This window comes from Novosphingobium sp., assembly GCF_965228995.1.
Lineage (GTDB): Bacteria > Pseudomonadota > Alphaproteobacteria > Sphingomonadales > Sphingomonadaceae > Novosphingobium.
Genome location: NZ_OZ245852.1, coordinates 1,630,587 through 1,652,500, shown reverse-complemented (window position 1 = coordinate 1,652,500; position 21,914 = coordinate 1,630,587). Strand labels below are relative to the sequence as shown.

General features: G+C 65.1%; 18 protein-coding genes and 1 rRNA gene. 9 read left to right on the top strand and 10 right to left on the bottom strand.

The window, feature by feature from the left end:
- Window positions 1–41: 41 nt before the first annotated feature.
- A 16S ribosomal RNA gene (locus tag ACO056_RS07845) occupies window positions 42–1,524 on the bottom strand.
- 562 nt (window positions 1,525–2,086) lie between these two features.
- Between ACO056_RS07845 and ACO056_RS07840 the strand changes: the two genes are divergently transcribed.
- The 5 genes from ACO056_RS07840 to ACO056_RS07820 all read left to right on the top strand — a co-directional run bounded on the left by ACO056_RS07840 (window position 2,087) and on the right by ACO056_RS07820 (window position 8,376).
- The gene (locus ACO056_RS07840; RefSeq protein ID WP_421854286.1) at window positions 2,087–3,151 is read left to right on the top strand and encodes a glycosyltransferase family 2 protein; all 1,065 of its coding nucleotides are present in this window, start codon (window positions 2,087–2,089) and stop codon (window positions 3,149–3,151) included.
- Between the two features lie 2 nt (window positions 3,152–3,153).
- The gene (locus ACO056_RS07835; protein ID WP_421854283.1) at window positions 3,154–4,677 is read left to right on the top strand and encodes a lipopolysaccharide biosynthesis protein; all 1,524 of its coding nucleotides are present in this window, start codon (window positions 3,154–3,156) and stop codon (window positions 4,675–4,677) included.
- Window positions 4,678–4,733: 56 nt separating this feature from the next.
- Window positions 4,734–5,657 carry an aspartyl protease family protein gene (locus tag ACO056_RS07830; protein WP_421854280.1) on the top strand — a complete coding sequence of 308 codons (924 nt, stop codon included), beginning with the start codon at window positions 4,734–4,736 and terminating at the stop codon, window positions 5,655–5,657.
- 184 nt (window positions 5,658–5,841) lie between these two features.
- Complete coding sequence (locus tag ACO056_RS07825; protein ID WP_421854277.1) at window positions 5,842–7,662, top strand: ABCB family ABC transporter ATP-binding protein/permease; 1,821 nt, start codon at window positions 5,842–5,844, stop codon at window positions 7,660–7,662.
- A gap of 21 nt (window positions 7,663–7,683) precedes the next feature.
- The gene (locus ACO056_RS07820; RefSeq protein ID WP_421854274.1) at window positions 7,684–8,376 is read left to right on the top strand and encodes a hypothetical protein; all 693 of its coding nucleotides are present in this window, start codon (window positions 7,684–7,686) and stop codon (window positions 8,374–8,376) included.
- A 14-nt stretch (window positions 8,377–8,390) separates the two neighbouring features.
- Here ACO056_RS07820 and ACO056_RS07815 read toward each other — a convergent pair whose 3' ends face one another.
- A complete protein-coding gene (locus ACO056_RS07815; protein WP_421854271.1) occupies window positions 8,391–8,591 on the bottom strand; it encodes a DUF1737 domain-containing protein in 201 nt (66 codons plus the stop codon).
- A gap of 93 nt (window positions 8,592–8,684) precedes the next feature.
- On the opposite strand from ACO056_RS07815, the gene ACO056_RS07810 reads away from it, so the two are divergent.
- Complete coding sequence (locus tag ACO056_RS07810) at window positions 8,685–10,055, top strand: peptide MFS transporter (RefSeq protein ID WP_421854268.1); 1,371 nt, start codon at window positions 8,685–8,687, stop codon at window positions 10,053–10,055.
- A gap of 67 nt (window positions 10,056–10,122) precedes the next feature.
- On the opposite strand, the gene hslU is transcribed toward ACO056_RS07810, so the two are convergent.
- From hslU to ACO056_RS07795, 3 genes are all read right to left on the bottom strand, one after another.
- Window positions 10,123–11,424, bottom strand: coding sequence for an ATP-dependent protease ATPase subunit HslU (hslU, locus tag ACO056_RS07805; RefSeq protein WP_421854265.1), 1,302 nt, complete (start codon window positions 11,422–11,424; stop codon window positions 10,123–10,125).
- Window positions 11,425–11,488: 64 nt separating this feature from the next.
- Entirely contained in the window at window positions 11,489–12,064 is a 576-nt protein-coding gene (gene hslV / locus ACO056_RS07800) for an ATP-dependent protease subunit HslV (protein ID WP_421854262.1), read from the bottom strand.
- A 50-nt stretch (window positions 12,065–12,114) separates the two neighbouring features.
- A complete protein-coding gene (locus tag ACO056_RS07795) occupies window positions 12,115–12,621 on the bottom strand; it encodes an outer membrane protein assembly factor BamE (RefSeq protein ID WP_421854259.1) in 507 nt (168 codons plus the stop codon).
- Window positions 12,622–12,833: 212 nt separating this feature from the next.
- Between ACO056_RS07795 and ACO056_RS07790 the strand changes: the two genes are divergently transcribed.
- The 3 genes from ACO056_RS07790 to ACO056_RS07780 all read left to right on the top strand — a co-directional run bounded on the left by ACO056_RS07790 (window position 12,834) and on the right by ACO056_RS07780 (window position 15,368).
- Complete coding sequence (locus ACO056_RS07790; RefSeq protein ID WP_421854257.1) at window positions 12,834–13,349, top strand: ubiquinol-cytochrome C chaperone family protein; 516 nt, start codon at window positions 12,834–12,836, stop codon at window positions 13,347–13,349.
- Window positions 13,346–13,870 (top strand): YceD family protein, encoded by a 525-nt coding sequence (locus tag ACO056_RS07785; protein WP_421854254.1) that lies wholly within the window; start codon window positions 13,346–13,348, stop codon window positions 13,868–13,870. The genes ACO056_RS07790 and ACO056_RS07785 overlap by 4 nt, the downstream gene beginning before the upstream one ends.
- A 109-nt stretch (window positions 13,871–13,979) precedes the next feature.
- Window positions 13,980–15,368, top strand: coding sequence for an MATE family efflux transporter (locus ACO056_RS07780; RefSeq protein ID WP_421855379.1), 1,389 nt, complete (start codon window positions 13,980–13,982; stop codon window positions 15,366–15,368).
- A 346-nt stretch (window positions 15,369–15,714) separates the two neighbouring features.
- On the opposite strand, the gene ACO056_RS07775 is transcribed toward ACO056_RS07780, so the two are convergent.
- The 5 genes from ACO056_RS07775 to ACO056_RS07755 all read right to left on the bottom strand — a co-directional run bounded on the left by ACO056_RS07775 (window position 15,715) and on the right by ACO056_RS07755 (window position 21,874).
- A complete protein-coding gene (locus ACO056_RS07775) occupies window positions 15,715–17,439 on the bottom strand; it encodes an ATP-binding protein (RefSeq protein WP_421855376.1) in 1,725 nt (574 codons plus the stop codon).
- Window positions 17,440–17,565: 126 nt separating this feature from the next.
- Window positions 17,566–18,327, bottom strand: a complete 762-nt coding sequence (locus ACO056_RS07770) for a TIGR02186 family protein (protein ID WP_421854251.1) — start codon at window positions 18,325–18,327, stop codon at window positions 17,566–17,568.
- Window positions 18,324–19,238, bottom strand: coding sequence for a sulfite exporter TauE/SafE family protein (locus ACO056_RS07765; protein ID WP_421855373.1), 915 nt, complete (start codon window positions 19,236–19,238; stop codon window positions 18,324–18,326). Before ACO056_RS07765 ends, ACO056_RS07770 begins: the two co-directional genes overlap by 4 nt.
- Before the next feature lie 63 nt (window positions 19,239–19,301).
- The gene (locus ACO056_RS07760) at window positions 19,302–20,480 is read right to left on the bottom strand and encodes a hypothetical protein (protein ID WP_421854248.1); all 1,179 of its coding nucleotides are present in this window, start codon (window positions 20,478–20,480) and stop codon (window positions 19,302–19,304) included.
- A gap of 14 nt (window positions 20,481–20,494) precedes the next feature.
- Window positions 20,495–21,874, bottom strand: a complete 1,380-nt coding sequence (locus ACO056_RS07755; RefSeq protein WP_421854245.1) for a glycosyl transferase family protein — start codon at window positions 21,872–21,874, stop codon at window positions 20,495–20,497.
- Between the last annotated feature and the right edge of the window lie 40 nt (window positions 21,875–21,914).

The window sequence follows — 21,914 nt, the reverse complement described above, 5'->3', positions numbered from 1 at the left end:
CTTCCAGAGGCAAGCCCTGGCGCTTTCCGATCGATCCTTAGAAAGGAGGTGATCCAGCCGCAGGTTCCCCTACGGCTACCTTGTTACGACTTCACCCCAGTCGCTGATCCCACCGTGGTCAGCTGCCTCCTTGCGGTTAGCGCACTGCCTTCGGGTGAAACCAACTCCCATGGTGTGACGGGCGGTGTGTACAAGGCCTGGGAACGTATTCACCGCGGCATGCTGATCCGCGATTACTAGCGATTCCGCCTTCATGCTCTCGAGTTGCAGAGAACAATCCGAACTGAGACGGCTTTTGGAGATTAGCTCACCCTCGCGAGTTTGCTGCCCACTGTCACCGCCATTGTAGCACGTGTGTAGCCCAGCGTGTAAGGGCCATGAGGACTTGACGTCATCCCCACCTTCCTCCGGCTTATCACCGGCGGTTTCCTTAGAGTGCCCAACTTAATGATGGCAACTAAGGACGAGGGTTGCGCTCGTTGCGGGACTTAACCCAACATCTCACGACACGAGCTGACGACAGCCATGCAGCACCTGTCACCGCGTCCCCGAAGGGAACCCCAAATCTCTCTGGGTAGCGCGGGATGTCAAACGCTGGTAAGGTTCTGCGCGTTGCTTCGAATTAAACCACATGCTCCACCGCTTGTGCAGGCCCCCGTCAATTCCTTTGAGTTTTAATCTTGCGACCGTACTCCCCAGGCGGATAACTTAATGCGTTAGCTGCGTCACTCAGTCACCAAGTGACCGAACAACTAGTTATCATCGTTTACGGCGTGGACTACCAGGGTATCTAATCCTGTTTGCTCCCCACGCTTTCGTACCTCAGCGTCAGTACTTGTCCAGTTAGTCGCCTTCGCCACTGGTGTTCTTCCGAATATCTACGAATTTCACCTCTACACTCGGAATTCCACTAACCTCTCCAAGACTCTAGTTATCTAGTTTCAAAGGCAGTTCCGGGGTTGAGCCCCGGGCTTTCACCTCTGACTTGAATAACCGCCTACGTACTCTTTACGCCCAGTAATTCCGAACAACGCTAGCTCCCTCCGTATTACCGCGGCTGCTGGCACGGAGTTAGCCGGAGCTTATTCTCCAGGTACTGTCATTATCATCCCTGGTAAAAGAGCTTTACGACCCGAAGGCCTTCATCACTCACGCGGCATTGCTGGATCAGGCTTTCGCCCATTGTCCAATATTCCCCACTGCTGCCTCCCGTAGGAGTCTGGGCCGTGTCTCAGTCCCAGTGTGGCTGATCATCCTCTCAGACCAGCTAAGGATCGTCGGCTTGGTAGGCCTTTACCCCACCAACTACCTAATCCTACGCGGGCTCATCCTTTGCCGATAAATCTTTGGTCCGAAGACATCATCCGGTATTAGCAGTCATTTCTAACTGTTATTCCGAAGCAAAGGGCAGATTCCCACGCGTTACGCACCCGTGCGCCACTAGACCCGAAGGTCTCGTTCGACTTGCATGTGTTAGGCATGCCGCCAGCGTTCGTTCTGAGCCAGGATCAAACTCTCAAGTTTTGTCAAAATACCATGTGGCACGGGTAAACCCGCAGACCGCACGATACCTAACTTCGGGAGCCGATACCTGCACTTGTCAAACGTATGGTTACGTTAGGACATGTTATGGCATCGACTTGGTTACCGGTGTTCGAGGCCCAAAGACCCTCGACACCGGGCGCCGTCGCCCACATGTCCCTTCATCTAAACTAACAATGTCAAAGAGCCACCAGACAGAATTTGGCGGACAACCAGTGTTCCCCGATTTTTGCTACCGGGGGACTTGGTGTCCGACTATGTTGGCGACCGGGAGAGGAAGAAGCGAAGCGCCGTTCCCTTCCGGTGAAGCGGCATATATGGAGGGGGTTCCGGCCCGTCAACGGGATTTTGCATTTTTTTTGAAACAAGTCGCAAACCCCCCGGAAACCGGGGACTTTGCGATTGTTGCGCGGGCCTGTTGAATCGACCTCCCGCCGAATCACTCCTCAGAATCGGGCGGAAACGCGTGGATTCGCGAAGAATCGCCCCCGACTCGGCATCGTAAGCGAAACCTTAAGCGCCTCCGGCTTAGTCCGGATCGGACATGGCCAGCGATTCTCCCAACGTGCCCGTGCCTGCGGCAAAGTCAGGTATGGAGGGCGTCTCCTCCGCGCGTGCGAATGAGCGTGCGCGGGTGTGCGTGATCGTGCCGGCCTATGGGGTCGCGCATCTCCTCGGCGAGGCGCTCACCTCACTCCAGCGCCAGACCTTCACCGCGTGGGAATGCATCGTGATCGATGATGGCGCCCCCGATGACGTGGCCGGCGCCGTGGCCCCCTTCCTCGCTGATCCGCGTATTCGCTTCCTCGCGACCGCCAACCACGGCGTCTCCGCCGCGCGCAATAGCGCGATCGCGGCGGCAACCGCTCCGCTCATCGCCCTTCTCGACGGCGACGACCTCTTCCGTCCCGGCTATCTTGCAGCGGTCGTTCCCATTCTCGAAACCGAACCGGATGTCCGGCTCGTCACGTGCAATGCGATGATCTTCGGTGCGGTCACGCGTCTGCGGACCTGCGTCGACCGCGCGCAGCCCACCAGTGGCACTTTCGCCAATGTTCTGGACCGCTCCTTCAACGTCTATATCGGTACCACCTTCCGCCGCACGGACTTTGACCGCATCGGCAGCTTCGATACCCGTATGGCCCAGTCGGAAGATTTCGATCTCTGGGTCCGGCTGATGATGCTCGGCGGCACTGCACGTTATGTTGATGCTGTGCTGGGCGAATACCGCGTCCGCCCCGGCAGCGCCTCCGCCAATGCCGGGCGCATGCTGCTCGGCAATATCCGCGCCTACGAGAAAGCGCGGGCCGCCCTCCCCGCCGATGCACCGGAGATCCCATTGCTCGACAAGCTGCTGGCCGATAGCCGCGCCGCGCTCGATTTCGAACATGCGATCGACTGTATCGTCGATGGCGATACCCGGCGCGGCCTAGCCGCACTGCGCCATGCCCGCGGGCAGGTCGCCGGCATGACCTGGCGCCTGTCGTTCACCTTGTGGCAGCTCTTCCCCGCGCTCGCGCGCCCGATGCTGCGCTGGCGGCGCCGGGCCCACAGCCGGGGCGCCGCCGGTTCTGCGCTCTACCCCAGCTTCCTCGAAACCGAGGGCTGAGCATGACCCGCACCGAACGCCTCATCGCCGAGCTTGCCGAACAGCCCCCCGTCATGTCGGTGCGAACCGCAGCGGCCTGGGCGCTCGTTTCGCAATACACCTCCTTCGCGATCCAGTTTGCTACCAGCATCGTTCTGGCGCGCTGGTTCATCACGCCAGCGCAGCTTGGCCTGTTCTCCATCGCTTTCGCGGCCGTCACGCTCGTTGCGTTCCTGCAGGACTTCGGCGTCACCCGCTACATCAACGGCGAGCGCGAGTTGACCGCGGAAAAGCTCCACACAGCGTTCACGATCTCGGTCGCCTTCGCATGGGGCATCGCGCTGCTGGCGATTCTCGCCTCGGGGCCAATCGCCGCGTTCTATCATGATCCCGCGATGCGCCCGGTCGCGCTCGTGATCGCCTGTTCCTACTTGCTCGTGCCGCTCGCCATAGTTCCGCAGGCGACCTGCCAGCGGCGGATGGACTACAAATCGAACACGATGATCGAAGTCGGCTCGGCCGTCGCCAATGCCGGGGTCGCGATCACGCTGGCGCTTCTCGGCTATGGCGCGCTCGCACTCGCATGGGGTGCCTTTGCGCAGCAGGGGGCGCGGCTGCTCGTCAGCCAGTGGCGAGCGGGGCTCATGCTCCCCTGGCCGCTGCGCCTTGCGGGTTCGGCGCCGGTGTTCAAGCTTGGAGGCACCAACAGCGTGCTGGCGGTGTGCTATTCGATCACCGGCCGCGCTCCCGAACTCGTCATCGGCCGCCTGCTCGACAACGCCGCCGTCGGCCTGTTCGCCCGGGCCTCGGGCCTCGCGCTGCAATTGCGCCTGCTCGTCGCCGGGGCGGTGACCGGCGTATTCTATCCGGCCTTCCGCCGCGTGCGCGACAATGGCGAGCCGCTCGGCCCGCCCTATTTGCGCGTGGTTGCGGCCTACACCGGCGTCACCTGGCCGGCGATGGCGGGCATCGCCGTGCTCGCCGAACCGATCATCCACTTGCTCTACGGCACGCGCTGGATCGCTGCCGCCCCGCTGCTCGGCTGGGTCGCGCTGTCGCAGCTGTGCTATGTCGCGCTCCCGCTCAACAGCGATCTGCCGCTGCTGCTGGACCGGATGCGCAGCCTTATCCGCCGCAACGTCATCGAAACCGCCGCCTCCGTTTTGCTGCTCGCGCTCAGCGCGCCGTTCGGCCTGATCTGGGTGGCCATATCGCGCTTTGCCCACGGCATCGTGTTCATGATCATCTACGCACCGCTCATGCAGAACATGCTCGGCTTTCGCTGGCGCGATCTCGCAGTCGTCTATGTGCGCAGCCTCATCGTCACGGCCGCAGCGGTCGCGCCGGTGATCGTGGGCTATCAGGTCTGGGCCCCGGCTTCGGAAGCGGGCGCACTGCAGATGCTCTTCACCGCCGGCGCGGGCGCGCTCCTCTGGCTCGCAGCGCTGCGCCTTGTCGGCCACCCGCTCTTTGCCGAGATCCTCGGCCTGCTCGGCGAACTTCTGGCCAGTCTGCGCGGGCGCCGCGCCCAGCCGGCAACCCCCTGAATTACATAGGCACCGCCTGCGGAAAGGCGTATGCTTGCCGCCAGGAGAAGGAAGCCATGGGTCTGTTGGCACTTGCAACCAGCGCGCTTGCGCTGGCCACCCCCGCACCGCTGCCTCCGGTCGAAGGCGGCCCGGGCGCGATAGACATCGTCAAGACCGATATAGACCGGCACGACCGCATGACGGTCCCCGTACGCATCGGGCACAATGGCGGTCAGGCAGGGCCTTTCGATTTCCTCGTCGATACTGGCGCCGAGCGCACCGTGCTCGCCCGCGATATTGCGCAGCGCCTGCGCCTGCCGACCACCGGCCAGGGCCTCCTCATCGGCATTGCCGGGACACAGAATGTCGATCTGGTCGAGATCGACGAGATCAACCTCGGCCGCCGCAGCTTCTATGGCCTCACCGCGCCGCTGCTCGATGGCTACAACATCGGCGCCGACGGGATTATCGGACTCGATAGCCTGCAGGACCAGCGCGTCCTCCTTGATTTCGACAAGAAGCGCATGTCGATCGGCGATGCCGCACAGCTTGGCGGCAGCAACGGGTTCGAGATCGTGGTCCAGGCCCGCCGCCGTTCGGGCCAGCTGATCATGACCAACGCCCTGATCGACGGCGTGCGCACCGATATCGTGGTCGACACCGGCTCCGACACCTCGATCGGCAACCGCGCACTGCAAAAAGCACTCGCGAAGCGCCACAAGGGCGAGATGACCGAGCTTCAGTCCGTCACCGGCCAGACGATCATGGCCGACGTCGCCATGGTCCGCACCGTTCGGCTCGGCACGATGACGATGAGCAATTCGATGCTGGTCTTTGCCGATACGCCCGCCTTCGAAAAGCTCGAACTGGTCAAGCGCCCGGCGCTCTTCATGGGGATGAACCAGCTCAAGCTGTTCCACCGCGTCGCCATCGATTTCGCGACCAAGCGCATCCTGTTCGATCTGCCGGACAACGCCGCGATCCCGTTTCGGTTCTGAAGGTGCGGGTCCGCCGACTCGCGGCTCCCTGACCGCACCACCATTCCCGCTCACCCAGGGCCTGTCGAAGGGTGCTGGCGCGACCGCCAGTTCCGGGGCTTCGACAAGCTCAGCATTGACCGGGATTGAGATTGCGTGCCCATTCCCACTGGCGAAACGCGCCAAACCCCCTATCTGAAGGCTCATGCCGCCAGATACCGCCACCGATCCGAATGCCCGCCACGATGGGTGGCTGACACTCAAGCGCTTCCTTCCCTACCTCTGGCCGCGCGATAATCCCGCTTTGCGCTGGCGGATCGTGGTCGCCAGCGGCCTGATCCTGCTGTCCACCGGCACCCAGCTCGCGCTGCCCTACCTCCTCAAGTGGGCGGTCGATGCGATGAACAGCGGCCCGGGCGCGCGCCTGCCGATGTTCGTCATGCTCACCGTGCTCGGCTATGCGGCTGGCCGCTTCATCGGCGTGGTGTTCGACAACTTGCGCAACATCGTGTTTGAGCGCGTCGGGCAGGACGCGACCCGCGCGCTCGCCGAAAACGTCTTCGCGCGCCTCCACCGCCTGTCGCTGCGGTTCCACCTTGCCCGCCGCACCGGCGAAGTCACCAAGGTGATCGAACGCGGCACCAAGAGCATCGACACGATGCTCTATTTCATGCTGTTCAACATCGCGCCGACGATCCTGCAGCTGATCATCGTCGCGATCATCTTCTATTTCACTTTCGGCTGGGGCCTGGTCGCCGCAACCGCCGTCGCGGTCGTCGCCTATATCTGGATCACCCGCGCGATCACCGAATGGCGCAGTTCCCTGCGCGAGCGGATGAACCGGCTCGACGGGCAGGCCTTGAGCCGCGCAGTCGATTCGCTGCTGAACTACGAGACGGTGAAGTATTTCGGCGCCGAGGCGCGCGAGCAGGAGCGCTACGCGCAGGCCACCCGCGCCTATGCCGATGCCGCCGTGAAGAGCGAGAACAGCCTCGGCTTGCTCAACATCGCGCAGGCGCTCGTCGTCAACCTGCTGATGGCGGGGGCGCTCGCCTACACCGCGTGGGGCTGGTCCAAGGGCTGGTACACCGCCGGTCAGCTCGTCTTCGTGCAGACCTATCTCACCCAGCTGTTCCGCCCGCTCGACATGCTCGGCATGGTCTATCGCACGATCCGCCAGGGCCTGATCGACATGGCCGAGATGTTCCGCCTGATCGATACCGAAGTCGAAGTGGCCGACATCCCCGGCGCACCCGCGCTGCTCATCCGGCATCCGAGCGTTGTCTTCGACAATGTCCTGTTCGGCTACGACAAGGACCGCACGATCCTCCACGGCCTTTCGCTCGAAGTGCCCGCCGGCAGCCGCGTCGCCATCGTCGGCCCCTCGGGCGCAGGCAAGAGCACCATCGCGCGCCTGCTGTTCCGCTTCTATGATCCGTGGTCCGGCCGAATTCTCATCGATGGGCAGGACATTGCGAAAATCACGCAAACCTCCCTGCGCGCCGCGCTTGGCATCGTTCCGCAGGATTCGGTGCTGTTCAACGATACGATCGGCTACAACATCGCCTATGGACGCGAAGGCGCGAGCGCCGAGGACGTTCTCAAGGCGGTGCACGGCGCTGCCATCACCGATCTCCTCGCGCGCCTGCCCAAGGGCCTCGAAACCGAAGTCGGCGAACGCGGCCTCAAGCTTTCGGGCGGCGAAAAGCAGCGCGTCGCCATCGCCCGCACGCTGGTCAAGAACCCGCCCATCGTCCTCTTCGACGAAGCGACCAGCGCGCTCGATACCCGCACCGAGCAGGACATTCTCTCCACCATGCGCGGCCTTGCCGAACAGCGCACCACGATATCGATCGCGCACCGCCTTTCGACCATCGCCGATTCGGACCGCATCTTCGTGCTCGATCAGGGCCGCCTCGTCGAAAGCGGCGGCCACCTCGAACTGCTGCGCCGCGACGGCCTCTACGCCGAAATGTGGACGCGGCAGGCCGCCGAGCAGAGCGACCTCAGCGAAGCAGCGGAATAAGGCGGGCGGGGCGCGCAAACGATGCCGGCCCTCCCCTTCCTCCTCGCTCTCGCCGCGCAGTCCGCACTGCCGTCCGCCGCAACGACGCCCCCGCCCCCCGTACCATGCGCCGATACGGGCGGCCTCCTGCCCGGCTCTGGCCTGTGCCGCGCCGAAGCGCTCGCCCGCCTGCCAAAGACCCAGCCCGGCGGCTGGAACCCGCCGCAAGGCTGCGACACCGCCGCGCAGGAAGCCCAGCTCCCCGGCGGCCGCTGGCTGCTCTATGCCGCGCTGCGCTGCGGGGAGCGGATTGCCCGCCTCGCCGTCACTCCGCAGCAAGGCGGCGCGCTCGTGCTGCGCTATGCCGAAACCGCCCGCAATGCAGAGCTTGCGGGCCGCAAGACGCTCACCATCGTGATCGGCCGCCCGGCGGAGGAGCATCTCGCGGTCTACACCCTCGTGACCGGAGGCCTGACCCAGCAGCAGGCCCAGCGCTGCGCCCTGCGCACGCCGCCTGCCGCCGGTTATCCCTGGGACGCTTTCGTGTTCGATCTGCCGCCCGCAGATGCGCGCCTGAGCGCTGCACTCGATCAGCCCTGCGGCCCCTATGGCCGCTCAGCCCGCACCGACAGCTACTGGCGCCTGTTCAGCGGCATCGGCGTCTTCCACGTGTTCGGGGATGACCAGCCCGAATACGATCCCGCGAGCCTGACAGTATACCAGCCCGGTCGTTGAACGCAGCCCGAGCCTCACTTCACCACATCGGCCTCATGCCACAGCACTGCTTGCGCCACTTTCATGCAGCCGCCTTCCTCATCCCACGTCATCGCAGGCGAGCCATAAAGCCGCCAGCCCTGCAGCAGCGCTTCCGAAACCCGCTCGCAAAAGGCGCGGTCGTCATTGCCGGTGAGGAGGCGGTAGATCGGGCGGTCTTCGGGGGTCGTGTACATGCCTGACCTATAGGGCAAGGCTGCAGCGCCTGCATCACCATTCCTTGCAAAGCGCGCCGGTTCGTTCACCCTGTGCGGGCAGCGGGGGAAATCATGACGGATCAGGCACTACCACAGCGCAGCGAAGACCTGTTCGGACAGCCCAAGGGCCTCTGGGTCCTCGCCGGGACCGAACTGTGGGACCGCATCTCGTTCCACGGCATGGTCGCGATGCTGGTGCTCTACATGACCGGCGATCTGCTGCTCGATCCCGCCCGCGTCAGCACGGTGATCGGCTTCCCGGCCTTCCGCGCCTTTCTCGAGGCGACCTCCGGCCCGCTCGGCCCCCAGGCGATCGCGCTGCAAACCTTCGGCTACTACTACGCCTGCGTCACTGGCCTCCCCCTCCTCGGCGGCTTGATCGGTGACCGGGTGACGGGCCGCAAGCTCGCGGTCGGCGGCGGCGCGGCGATGATGACCATGGGCCACTTCGCGCTCGCCTTCGACCGCACCTTCCTCATCGCGCTCGTCCTGCTCATGTGCGGCGCGGGGCTCCTGCGCGGCAATCTCTCGGCGCAGGTCAAATCGCTTTACGCCGATGGCGACCGGCGCGAAGTCAACGCCTTCCAGTACTACTACCTCGGCATCAATTTTGGCGCGGCCGCCGCGCCCATCCTCAGCGGCAGCGTCGCGGCGATCTGGGGCTGGCACGCCGGCTTTGCGGTTGCGGGCTTCGGCATGCTGATCGGGCTCATGGTCTATCTCGGCGGACAGCGCTGGCTCCCGGCCGAGCAGCAGCGCGTTCAGGCAGCCTTAGGCAAGCGCCCGCCTCTCACCGCCTCCGAACGCCGCCGCGTTCTCGGGCTCCTCCTCATCTGGCCGCTCGTCGTCTGCTACTGGACCGCGCAGGCGCAGATCTGGAACGTCTACAACATCTGGCTGCGCGATACGGTGAACCTCGATGTCGGGGGCTTCAACGTCCCCGTCCCGTGGTTCCAGTCGCTCGACGGTCTCGCCCCCGGCCTGTTCATTCCGGTCGTGCTGTGGATCTGGGCTATGCAGGCCAAACGCGGACGCGAACCCGATGTGCTCACCAAGCTGGCCATCGGCAGCGTGATCTTCGGCCTCAGCGTGGGGCTGCTCGCCGCCGGGCCGATGCTGGCAAACGCGCAAGGCCGCGCGCCCATCGCGCTGCCGCTGCTGTTCCACGTCACTTCGAATTTCGGCGCTATGTACTACGCCCCCGTCATCCTCGGCCTCTACGGCACCCGCGCCCCGCAGAGCCTGCGCGGCACGCTCGTCGGCATCTGCATGCTGGCGACCGCGGCGGGCAGCATTCTCAGCGGCTGGATGGGCGGACTGTATGAAAGCCTCGGCCCCGCGCCGTTCTGGCTGATCAACGCCGCGATCTGCACCGGCGCAGGGCTAGGCATATTGCTCGGCGCGCCGGTGCTCGACCGCCTGCTGGCGCAGGACGAAGCCTGAGGCCCAATCTTCCAACCCCGCTCATGCTGAGCTTGTCGAAGCATCGCGGTAGAGATCAAAAGCCGCCTTACAAGATATACTTCGAAAGATCGGCATTCCCCGCCAGCCCGGCAAGTTTGTCACTCACGTAAGCCGCGTCGATCGTCACGGTCGTGCCGCGCCGGTCCTCGGCCTCGAAGCTCACTTCCTCGAGCAGCTTCTCCATCACAGTCTGCAGCCGCCGCGCGCCGATGTTCTCGACCGTCTCGTTCACCAGCGCCGCCGTGCGCGCCACCGCGCGGATCGCATCGGGGGTGAAGTCCACCGTCACCTGCTCGGTACCCAGCAGCGCCCGGTACTGCTCGACAAGGTTGGCCCGCGTCGAGGAGAGGATATGCACGAAGTCGTCCTCGGTAAGCGCCGAAAGCTCCACCCGGATCGGCAGGCGCCCCTGCAGTTCGGGCAGCATGTCGCTCGGCTTGGCCACATGGAACGCGCCCGATGCGATGAACAGCACGTGGTCGGTCTTCATCGGCCCGTACTTGGTCGCGACAGTCGTGCCTTCGATCAGCGGCAGCAGATCGCGCTGCACGCCCTCGCGGCTCACCGAACCGCCGCGCACGTCGCTCACCGCGATCTTGTCGATCTCGTCGATGAACACGATGCCGTTGGTCTCGGCATTGATCAGCGCCGCGCGCGCGACGTCGTCCTGATCCATGCGCTTCTCGGCCTCTTCGTCGACCAGCTTGTCCCAGGCATCCGCCACCCGCAGCTTGCGCCGCTTGAGGGGCTTCTGCCCGAAGGCCTTGCCCATCATCTCGGAGAGGTTGATCATGCCGACCCCGCCGCCCATGCCCGGAATCTCCATCGGCTTGGCCGGCGCGTCCTCCAGCTCGATCTCGACTTCAACGTCGTTCATCGAGCCTTCCGAAATCCGCTGGCGGAAGCTCTCGCGTGTCGCCTCGCTCGCGCCGTCGCCCACCAGCGCCTTCAGCAGCCGGTCCATCGCCGCCTTGCTAGCGGCCTCGCGCACGGCCTCGCGCCGCCGCTCCTTCTCGAGCCGCACCGCTTCCTCGACGAGATCGCGCGCGATCTGCTCCACATCGCGGCCGACATAGCCGACCTCGGTGAACTTGGTCGCCTCGACTTTCACGAACGGCGCCTCCGCCAGCTTCGCCAGCCGGCGGCTGATCTCGGTCTTGCCGCAGCCCGTGGGCCCGATCATCAGGATGTTCTTGGGGCTCACCTCATCGCGCAGCTCGGCGGGCAGGCGTTGCCGCCGCCAGCGATTGCGCAGGGCGACCGCCACCGCGCGCTTGGCATCGGCCTGACCGACGATATGCGCATCAAGCGCGGCAACAATGGCTTTGGGGGTAAGGCTATCGATCATCACAAATTCCCAAGGTCCGTTCGTGTCGAGCGAAGTCGAGACACTCAAAACCGAACGGAGAGGTTCAAATCTCTTCCAGCGTCACGCGGTCATTGGTGAAGACGCAGACTTCCGCCGCCACCTGCATGGCCCGCCGCGCGATCTTCTCTGCATCGTCCTCGTAGGGATCGAGCGCCCGGGCCGCCGCCAGCGCATAGTTCCCGCCCGAACCGATCGCCGCGATCCCGCCTTCGGGCTCCAGCACATCGCCGTTGCCTGTCAGGATCAGCATCACCTCGGTGTCCGCGACGATCATCAGCGCTTCCAGATTGCGCAGGTACTTGTCGGTGCGCCAGTCCTTGGCGAGCTCCACCGCCGCGCGCATCAGCTGGCCGCGGTGCTGCTCCAGCTTGCGCTCCAGCCGCTCGAACAGGGTAAAGGCATCAGCGGTTGCACCGGCAAACCCGGCGATCACCTTGCCCCGCCCTGCTTCATCCAGAGCGCCAATGCGCCGGACCTTGCGGGCATTGGGCTTCATCACGGTGTTACCCATGGAAACCTGCCCGTCACCGGCAATGACGGTGCGGCCGTTCTTCTTGACGCCGATGATCGTGGTGCCGTGCCACTGCACGAGCCCGTGTGCGGAATGAGTATCGTTCATGCGCCCGATATGGGGCGCATGAAATCCGGTTCAAGCGTCAGGCCGAAGCCTCAGCTCCCGTTCGGGCCTGAACCCGTCGGCCCGCCGCCCTGGCCTGCCTGCCCGGGAATCGCGCCGACCGAGCCGATATTGCCGAACAGATCCTCGAAGAAGCTGCGCGTGCGGCCCAACGTCGGGGTCTGATGGGGATCGGGATTGAGCGTGACGACCTTCTCCATGCCGCGCCGCTCAACGCTGGCGACATTGCCCTTCTCGTCGAAGCTCACCATCAGCACGCTCTGCGCCTTGGCCTGCGGACGCTTGAACGGGCGCTGCCTGGTATCGATCGAGACGTAGTACCAGATCTGCTTGCCGAACTCGCTCTTGAAGGTCGGCTGGCCGAGCGCGCGTTCAACCGAAGTGCGATTGTCGATCCCCGGCTGCACCGAACCCGTCAGCGCCGGGTCGATCAGATAGCCACGGTGATCCTTGATGCTGGCACAGCCGCTGGCCATGAGCGCCAGCGCGCCCAGCGCCGACACCGCCCGCAGTCCCTTGATCCAGCCGTACACTCGCATGCGCTACTCCAAACTCGCAGGCCCAAACTTCTTGGCAAAGGCCGCGGCAGGCGCCGTGCCCGATCGGGGCGTTTGCCAAACCGCAAGCGCGCCCTATATCGCCGATCATCGCACGTGCCTTAAGGCGCGCGATTGATTACTGCAATGGCACTCGGGCGCTTTCCACGCCCTGAACCGCGCCGGATCGCAACGCAAGAAGGACAACCACACTCATGTCGTTCCTCGCCCGACTCTTCGGCGCCCAAAAGGATGATCGCGATACCGTGCGCGAACTGTGGCACCGCGTTGTCGCCATCGCGCGTGAGAAGGAATGGTACCGTGACTGCGGTGTCGCCGATACGCTTGCAGGTCGGTTCGACATGATCACGCTCGTGCTTTCACTCGTCATGCTGCGCATGGAACACGATGAAGCGCTGATCGCGCCGTCCGCGCGCCTTACCGAACTTTTCGTCGAGGATATGGACGGCCAGCTTCGCGAACAGGGTGTCGGCGATGTCGTGGTCGGCAAGCATATCGGCAAGCTCATGGGTACGCTTGGCGGCCGCCTCGGCGCCTACCGGACGGGGCTCTCTGGCGGCGAGGACGCGATGGCCGAAGCCGTCCGCCGCAATGTCACGCTCACCTCGGGCACCGATCCGCTCCTCGTCGCGCAGCGCGCCCGCGCCTTTGCAGCCGGGCTTGCGCTCGTCCCGGGCTTCCGGGTGCTGGCCGGGGAAATCGGGCGATGAGCCAGGCGCCGGTGCCCGAATATAGCTACCCCATCGATCTTCGCCAGGTGAACGATGTGCCGCTCACGCTCGTGCCCGATGAAGCCGCGCGCCGCCGCCTCGCCGGGCGTTTCGGCATTACCGCCATTCCCGCGATGCAGGCCACTGTCCAGCTAATGCGCGAGGGTGAGCGGGTCACCGTCACCGGCCGCCTTGTCGCCGATGTGATTCAGGCCTGCCGTATTTCGGCCGAAGACTTCCCCGTCCATATCGACGAGCCCGTCCTTTTGCGCTTCGTCCCCCCCGTGGGCGAGATCGTACTGGACGAGGAAATCGAGCTGACCGCCGACGCTTGCGACGAGATCGAATACGAAGGCAGCGCTTTCGATCTCGGCGAAGCTTTGGCTCAGACGCTTGCGCTCGCTATCGATCCCTTCGCCGAAGGGCCGAACGCTGATACCTTCCGCGCGGAGCACGGCCTCGCCGGCGAAACCCTGACCGGGCCCTTTGCAGCTCTGGCCGCGCTCAAGAAGCAGGACTGAGGCATTGGACCAACCCCAAACTTCCGTTCGTGTCGAGCGAAGTCGAGACGTCCCGCGCGGCCCGGGCGGCAGCCACCGCGACCTGACCAAGGGTCCGATCCTCTCCACCTTGCTGGTCTTCTCCGCGCCCACGCTCCTCTCGAACATCCTTCAGGCGCTCAACGGGTCGGTCAATTCGGTGTGGGTCGGCCGTCTTTTGGGCGAAAGCGCGCTTGCTGCCACCGCGAATGCCAATGTCGTGATGTTCCTGCTGTTTGCGGCCGTGTTCGGCTTCGGCATGGCCGCGACGGTGAAGGTCGCGCAAGCCTTCGGCGCGGGCAATGCCGATGCCGCGCGGCGCACTTTCGGCACCGCCATCGGCCTGTGCGTCGGGCTCAGCCTCGTGCTTGCCCCGCTCGGCTGGTTGCTCACCCCGCACCTCCTCCACGCGATGCGTACGCCGCCCGAAATCTTCGGCTTTGCGCTTATCTACCTGCGGCTGATCTTCGTCGCGATGCCCGCCTCCACGATCACCGTGATCATGGGCATGGGCCTGCGCGGCGCGGGGGACGCACAGACTTCGCTGCGCTTCATGATCGTCGCGGTCGTGCTCGATATTGCGCTCAATCCGCTGCTGATCGCCGGTTTCGGCCCGATCCCGGCGCTGGGCATCGCCGGGTCCGCGCTCGCGACCGCCATTGCGGCCTATGTCTCGATGATCGGGCTCATCATCTACGTCTATGCCAAGAGCCTGCCGCTGCGCCTGCGCGGGCGGGAGCTTGCCTACCTCATCCCCCACCCGGAAGAGCTGCGCTACATCTTCGTCAAGGGCCTGCCCATGGGCGCGCAGATGCTGATGATCTCGGCCTCGGGCCTGATCATCGTCGGCCTCGTCAATCAGGAAGGCGCGATGACCAGCGCCGCCTATGGCGCCTCGCTGCAAGTCTGGACCTACCTGCAGATGCCGGCGATGGCGATTTCCGCCGCGCTCAGTGCGATGGCCGCGCAGGCCATTGGTGCGGGGCTGGTTGGCCGCCTCGGCAAGATCACCCGCGCCGGGCTCATCCTCAACGTGTCGATCACCGGCGCGATGACCATGCTCCTGCTCGCCTTCGATCGCCCGGTGCTCACGCTGTTCCTCGGCCCGACCAGCCCCGCGGTCGATGCTGCGCGCCATATCCAGTTCCTCGGCAGCTGGAGCTACATCCTCTTCGGCATGACGATTGTCCTGTTCGGTACGATGCGCGCGGGCGGCGTCGTGATCACCCCGATCGTCGTGCTTGGCATCGCAATGTACCCGGTCCGCCTCGGCTTCTACGCCGCCGCCTACCGCACGCTCGGCCCGGACGCGCTGTGGCTCTCGTTCCCCGTCGGCTCAGCCGCCGCGCTCCTCATGGCCACTTACGCCTATCGCCGCCCCGGCTGGCGCCAGCATGCCCGCGTCGTCGATCAGGACGAATGCAGCGAGGAATCGCAGGCAGACGGAGATTGCTCCGGGCGCATGGCGCCGGCGCTTTAGGCACCTAGTCCCTGTCGTTGCGCCACCGCCAGCCACCGGCGGTTCGGGTTGCGCAGATCCATAGCAATACCGCGGTCAGGACGATGATCAGGCAGAAGCCCGACAGGGGCTGCAGTACACGCGGCATAACGATCACGCTTGCCAGATAGCTGATCAGGACCGCCCAGCCTTCCCACGTTATGGGTAGGCCCGACCCATAGCCATAGCGCTTAGGTGCGAACCAGGGTTTGCGAGCTTGTGCCATACGCTTGACGCTCCTCGCGGTCCGACCCGGACTAGCGGATTGTATAGTTAGCAGCTTCGTCGCGCCCTTACACGCGATCTGCGAAAAGCTGATTCCTTTCGCTTACCGCGACTGAGCGCGCCAGCGCTGCACGGTGCGTTCGACAGCCATTTCCTCGCCGCCGGTCTTGCCCCACAGTTCGGAGAACGACGGATCGGCCGAGGCCGGGCGCAGATCGAGCGCGAGTTCGTCGAAGGCGACGCGGATCGGGATCGAGACGCCTTCGCCGCAAATGATGCATTCGCGGTTGCGCAGGGCCGGGATCGAATCAAGGAAACCGCGCGCGCCTTCGGGCATCGCTGCTTTCACGAAGGCCTGGTCGCGCTCGTTGTTGAGGCGCATGGCGATGATCGTGCCGCACTGGCTGAGCACGCCTTCGGCAAGGTCCGAGGGGCGCTGCGTTATAAGGCCCAGCGAAACGCCGTATTTGCGGCCTTCCTTGGCGATGCGCGAAAGGATGCGGCCCACCGAGGAACCATCGTTGTTCTTCTCGGCCGGCACGTAGCGATGCGCTTCCTCGCAGACCAGCAGGATCGGCCGGGTCTCCTCATCGCGTGACCAGATCGCATAGTCGAACACGAGGCGCGAAAGCACCGCAACCACGGTCGAAGTGATTTCCGAAGGCACACCCGAAACGTCGATGATCGAGATCGGCTTGCCGTGTGAGGGCAGGCGGAACACCCGGCTGATGAACTCGGCCATGGTATCGCCCACCAGCATGCCGGAGAACATGAACTGATACCGCGGATCGCCGCGCAGCTCCTCGATCTTGGTCTTGATCCGCTGGTAGGGCACCGAGGTGTGACCCTTGTCCAGCCGGCCCATCTCATTCTGCAGAATATTGAGGAGGTCGGACAGCAGATAGGGAATCGGCGAATCGACAGTGATCTTGCCGATCTGCTCCGCCAGGCGGTTCTTGTGCCGCGCCTGCAGCAGGCACTTGCCCAGAATGTCCGAATCGATCTGGCGGTCCGTCCCGGTCGAGGTAAGGAAAACCTCGCAGTGTTCCTCGAAGTTCATCAGCCAGTACGGCATGTTGAGGTTCGAGACATCGAGCAGCTGGCCGGTGTTGCGGAAGGCCTGCATGTACTCGCCGTGCGGGTCGATCATCACGATATGGCCTTCGGGGGCCAGTTCGCAGATGCGGTGAAGGATCAGCGCGGCGCTTGTCGATTTGCCGGTGCCGGTCGAACCGAGCAGCGCAAAGTGCTTGCCCAGCAGCGCATCCACATAGAGCCCGGCGCGAATGTCGCGCGTCGGGAACACCGTGCCGATGGTCACATTGGTGCGTCCGTCGCTGGCATAGATCTGGCGAAGGTCGGTGCTGGTTGCGGGATAGATCGGCGATCCGGGCACCGGATAGCGCGTCACACCGCGGCGGAAGCCATAGATCTTGCCGGTGAGGCGTTCTTCGTCACCCTCGCCAAGAAAGTCGACTTGCGCGATGATCACGCCGTCATTGCCCGCGGTCATGTCCTGGCGCTGGGTCCGCACGCTCGCGAGCAGCCAGCCGGTGCCGACGCGGATCTTGAGCTGGCTGCCGACTTGCCCGGCCAGCGAGATCGAAGGGTCGCTGTCTGCCATGCATTCTTCAAGCCGGGTAAGATCGAGCGCGATCGAGCTGCCCGCGCCCGAAACGTCGAGCACATAGCCGATGGGGCGGCGAGCGTTGTCGGCGGCAGGGCGCGGAGCTCCCCGCGCGTCGCTGCTGATCGCCGGACGCACACCGTTAGCCGCGAGGTCGGCAGGCGTTGCCCTGCCCGCGCCCTCCAGGCCATTGATGCTCATATCGCTCATTGCCACCTGATCCCCGCCCGAGAAGGCTTCGTGTAGGCAAGACCTAACCTTCGACGGTTAAAAACTGGCTAATCATTCCCTGCGGCAGGCGATTTGCCGATCGGTGCAAGGCACCCGTCAGACCAGCGCGAAGAGGCGCCCGGCGATCCAGCCCATCGAGATCGATACGATCACAGCAAAAAGGCCGTAGAAAAAGCCATTGCGCTCGGCATTGTAAGCCACCAGCCGCTCGAAACCTTCCTTGCGTACCGTCACGCGCGATATGGCGGAAGCGACCACGCGGCCGTCGCGAACAGCGAATGTTTCGGCAGTATAAGTGCCGGTCAGGACGCTGGAAGGTAAAGAAATCCGCGCCTGATATAGTACCTGCCCGCTAATCTTCACCGCGCCTTCGTTCTCCTGATAGAGCCCCTGCCGCCGCATCAGATCGACGAGGCCGTCGGAAAAGCGCTTCTGCTCGATCGGATCGATCACTCCCACCGGCGAAAGCTGCAGCCACTTGAGGCCCATTTCGTAGATCGCCGCTGTCTTGTCATCGACCAGCGCTGTCACCGGACGGGAGGAGGCGAGCGCGTAGAAGCCGGGGGCGGACCGGAACTCGGTGCTTTCGGCATTGACCCAGATGCCCGCCACTTTGCGCTTCTCGCGCACCACGATCGAGCGGGCCGGCCCTTCGAGCAGCACGACGATATCGTAGTCCCCCGCAGCCCGCGCGCCTTCGGGCGTAAGGATCGCGCCGAACAGCAACAGGTCGGCCCCGGTAAAGCCTTGCCGCACTTGGATTTCGTGCTGCGATATCTCGGGAACCAGGATCGGATTGCGCGCGCCGAGACACAGGAACAAGGCCAGCAACAGGCCCGCGATGCGGCCCGCGATCATTGCGTAACCACCGTGTAGATCTCATCCGGCCGGTAGCCGAGCCCCAGCGCCATGCGGATCGCCACCGCCAGCACGATCACCGCAAGGATCAGCCGCAACTGTTCAGGCTTGGCCTTCTGCGCGAACAGCGCGCCGACTTGCGCACCCGTCACTGATCCGATCAGCAGCAGCACCGCCAGCACGATATCGACCGCACGCGTGGTCAGTGCGTGCATCATCGTGGTCGCCATGGTCACGAACAGGATCTGGAACAGCGATGTGCCGACCACCACGCCCGCCCCCATGCCGAGGATGTAGAGCATCGCGGGCACCAGGATGAAGCCGCCACCGATCCCCATCAGCATCGTCAGGATACCGGTGAAAATGCCCAGCAGCAGCGGCGCCAGCGGCGAGATGTAGAGCCCGGAGCGATAAAACCGCCAGCGCAGCGGCAGGCTGGCGACCAGCGGATGGTGCCTCCGCTTGCGTGCGGGCAGCGGCTTGCCGCTCCGCTCGGCCCGCAGCGCGCTCAGGCTTTCGTGCGCCATCAGCCCGCCAATCCCGCCGAGCAAGAGCACGTAGAGGATGTTGATCACCGTATCGATCTGGCCGAGCGCCTGCAGCAGGCGGAACAGCAGTGCGCCCAGCCCCGTGCCGATCACGCCGCCCGCCACCAGCACGCCGCCCATCTGGTAGTCGATCCCGTTGCGCCGGGCATGGGCAAATGCGCCCGAAACGCTGGCGCCGGTCACCTGGCTTGCGGCCGAAGCGGCTGCCACCGTGGGCGGCACGCCATAGAATATCAGGAGCGGTGTCGTCAGAAACCCGCCGCCCACGCCGAACATGCCCGAAAGCAGCCCCGTCAGCCCGCCCAGCAGGACGATGATGAGGCCATTGACCGATAGATTCGCGATGGGGAGGTAGACATCCATCCTGCCGGGGAGGCTAGCCGCTCCGCTCACGCTTGGGAACGCTTGGTACCGTCTTTTTCCCGATCAGAATCCCGCAGCCACCGTCAGCGCCGGGCCCGATCCCGGTTCGGCCCGGCCAGCGACGCGAAAACGCCAATCGACCCCGACTCTTACCCCGATCCGCCGCGCCGGAGGTCCCACCATGCCCCTGAGCTCGATCCGCGGCCCCACATCGAGCCGGACAGCGCCGCGCTGCCCGCCGCTCCACAAGCCGCCGCCCGCGCTCATTTGCGTGCCGCGTAGCGGACGGGCCACGGGGCGCTGGAACGTTGTGGCCAGGTCATAGAACAGCGTCGCATCGCGCCCGCCGGCCCATCCGCCCTGCGCATATGCATCGGCCTCCACGCCAAACGGCAGCTGCAGCGGCGCCAGTTCGGTCACCGCCATGACGACCGGGCGCGACCGGTTGCTACCACCCTGCTCCTGCAGCCGCCATTCGCCCAGCAGCGCAACCGGCAGGCGCGGCACGGGCCGAACCATCAGGCCCAGCGCCACTTCCTTCTGCTGCACGCTCGCACTCAGCGCGGAGGAGAACCGCATGTAGGCCTGGGGCCGCAGCCGGTTTGCCGGGGCAAACCCGAAGCGCAGAACTGCGCCTGCCTGGCTGCCGCCATAAGCTGCGGCACCAGCCGCCAACGCAGGCGCCTGATCTCCGCGCAGCAGCAGCCAGCCATCGGCAGACCAGCGCGGCACCCGCGGCCGCGCGGTTTCGCTCGGTGCGCCGTCTGCTTGCCTCGGTTCGACACCCGGCAGTGCCGGATAGAACATGCGCGGCCCCTCAAGCTCCTCGCTTGCCTCGGTCAGCGCCTCGGGAACTGCACCGAACCCGTGCGGCGTCCGGGTCAGACGCCTTACGTTCCGGCTCTGCCGCCGCGGGACGAAATCGGCCATGGCCACTGCCTGAGGCTGCAACTCCGCCGGATCCGCGCCAGGGACCAGCGCCGGCAGCGCGCAAAGCGCAGCAAGACCTTCGTCTTGACGGTCCGATCCAGCCGGTTCCTGCCGCTCCGGCGCCCTTGCAGCGCTGCGCTGCGGCGCGGACAGTCGGACCATGCGCACCGGATCGGGGGCAGGAGCGCTCTCCAGCGCAATGAACGTGGCCCGCACGGCGATCCACATGGTCAGGATCATCGCCAGCGCAACCACAGGCTGGCCGCGCCGAGCCTTCGTCCCGCGCACCGCCGTGCTACGGAGCGGCTGCATGCCCGAAGCCCGGCTCAGCGGACCGCAACAAGCGCGGGATGGTTCAGGTGTACCGTGTGATCCCATTTCACGCGGCCGCTGTAGAGCGATGCAAGGTAGGCGAGGATCGCGCGCCGCCCGGCCATGATCGCAATCACATTGGCAAGCGGCATGCGCAGCACCGCCATGATCCCCTCGCCCAGCGAGTATTCATGCGCCGTGAACGCCGCGCGCAGCAGGCAGCGCCAGGCGAGCCCGGCGAAATTGGCTACCAGCAGCGCCTTGAGCAGCGGATCGAGCGGCTGCGGTTGGTAGGCCCCGAACTGCGCGGCAATGAACAGCAACGGCGAGATGATCAGCAGCAGATAGGCCGCCGCCAGCACAATTGCGGTCAGCGGCGCGCGCCGGTCCCGCAGCCGCATCCACAGCTCGAGCGGGCGCGCATTCCAGCCCAGCCGGTCCCACCCCTGAAAGGCGATGCCATGCATCCACCGCGTCTTCTGGCGCACCGACGGGCCGAGCCCCGCCGGAAAGAATTCGCGCGTCGCAACGAGTTCTCCGCTGGCATCGCGCATGCGCAGGAACTTCGTCGCTCCTCCGATCTCGCCGACAAGGAGCCCGCATTCGTAGTCCTCGGTCAGGCATTCGGCGGCAAAGGGTTCGCTTGCCCCGCGCCGGGCCGCGATCGCTTCCAGCGCGGCCCGGCTGAATGCGCAGCCGACCCCCGCCGAGGGCAGGCCGACCCCGAGCCAATCGCGCACGACCATGGCCTTGCCGTGCGATTCGGCAAATTCGTCGCAGTAATGGCCGGCAATCCAGCGCGAACCCTCCTGCGGTTCGGGCCGCACCGGCAGTTGCACGAAGTCCGCGCTGTCGAGCCCGCGATCGAGCAGGGCGAGCGCCGCAGGGTGAACCATATCCTCTGCATCGTGAAGGATCACGCTGCGCGCCCGGAAACCGCCGCGCGCCTCGTCTTCGACCAGCGCGTCATAGAGCCGGTTGAGGCAATCGGCCTTGGTCGTGGGCCCGGCGCAACCGTGCACCACGATGCGCAGCCGGGGATCGCGCGCCGCCGCCACCATTGCCTTCAGCGTCTCGGGATCATTCTGGTAGCACCCCGCGTAGATTCGCAGGTCCGCATGCGGCCACACTTGCAGCGTATGCCTCAGCATCGCGCCGACCACCGAGGATTCCTGCCACGCCGGGACCAGCACCGCGGCGACGCCGCGCAAGGGGGCGTTGCAGTCTGCCGGTGCATTACCCGTATGGACTCTTCCCGTCAGCCGGAGCCACAGCCAGAGTAGGTCGATCCCCAGTTCATCGAGAGAGCCCACCGCGAACCAGATCGCAGCGAAAAGAAGAAGTTCGTGCTCAGCGCGGCCGAGCCACTCCAATGCCGAGTAGAACGGCGTCATTGCCTTGCCCTCGCGCCGAAAGAGGCACTATTCCCCGAGA

What these genes read in the sequence shown, in the direction of transcription:
- hslV (WP_421854262.1), bottom strand. Translation starts at nt 12,064, where the DNA reads ATGAACGATACTCATTCCGCACACGGGCTCGTGCAGTGGCACGGCACC.
- ACO056_RS07810 (WP_421854268.1), top strand. Translation starts at nt 8,685, where the DNA reads ATGACGGATCAGGCACTACCACAGCGCAGCGAAGACCTGTTCGGACAG.
- ACO056_RS07820 (WP_421854274.1), top strand. Translation starts at nt 7,684, where the DNA reads ATGCCGGCCCTCCCCTTCCTCCTCGCTCTCGCCGCGCAGTCCGCACTG.
- ACO056_RS07755 (WP_421854245.1), bottom strand. Translation starts at nt 21,874, where the DNA reads ATGACGCCGTTCTACTCGGCATTGGAGTGGCTCGGCCGCGCTGAGCAC.
- ACO056_RS07790 (WP_421854257.1), top strand. Translation starts at nt 12,834, where the DNA reads ATGTCGTTCCTCGCCCGACTCTTCGGCGCCCAAAAGGATGATCGCGAT.
- ACO056_RS07815 (WP_421854271.1), bottom strand. Translation starts at nt 8,591, where the DNA reads ATGTACACGACCCCCGAAGACCGCCCGATCTACCGCCTCCTCACCGGC.
- ACO056_RS07830 (WP_421854280.1), top strand. Translation starts at nt 4,734, where the DNA reads ATGGGTCTGTTGGCACTTGCAACCAGCGCGCTTGCGCTGGCCACCCCC.
- ACO056_RS07775 (WP_421855376.1), bottom strand. Translation starts at nt 17,439, where the DNA reads ATGAGCATCAATGGCCTGGAGGGCGCGGGCAGGGCAACGCCTGCCGAC.
- ACO056_RS07795 (WP_421854259.1), bottom strand. Translation starts at nt 12,621, where the DNA reads ATGCGAGTGTACGGCTGGATCAAGGGACTGCGGGCGGTGTCGGCGCTG.
- ACO056_RS07835 (WP_421854283.1), top strand. Translation starts at nt 3,154, where the DNA reads ATGACCCGCACCGAACGCCTCATCGCCGAGCTTGCCGAACAGCCCCCC.
- ACO056_RS07760 (WP_421854248.1), bottom strand. Translation starts at nt 20,480, where the DNA reads ATGCAGCCGCTCCGTAGCACGGCGGTGCGCGGGACGAAGGCTCGGCGC.
- ACO056_RS07770 (WP_421854251.1), bottom strand. Translation starts at nt 18,327, where the DNA reads ATGATCGCGGGCCGCATCGCGGGCCTGTTGCTGGCCTTGTTCCTGTGT.
- ACO056_RS07840 (WP_421854286.1), top strand. Translation starts at nt 2,087, where the DNA reads ATGGCCAGCGATTCTCCCAACGTGCCCGTGCCTGCGGCAAAGTCAGGT.
- ACO056_RS07785 (WP_421854254.1), top strand. Translation starts at nt 13,346, where the DNA reads ATGAGCCAGGCGCCGGTGCCCGAATATAGCTACCCCATCGATCTTCGC.
- ACO056_RS07825 (WP_421854277.1), top strand. Translation starts at nt 5,842, where the DNA reads ATGCCGCCAGATACCGCCACCGATCCGAATGCCCGCCACGATGGGTGG.
- ACO056_RS07765 (WP_421855373.1), bottom strand. Translation starts at nt 19,238, where the DNA reads ATGGATGTCTACCTCCCCATCGCGAATCTATCGGTCAATGGCCTCATC.
- hslU (WP_421854265.1), bottom strand. Translation starts at nt 11,424, where the DNA reads ATGATCGATAGCCTTACCCCCAAAGCCATTGTTGCCGCGCTTGATGCG.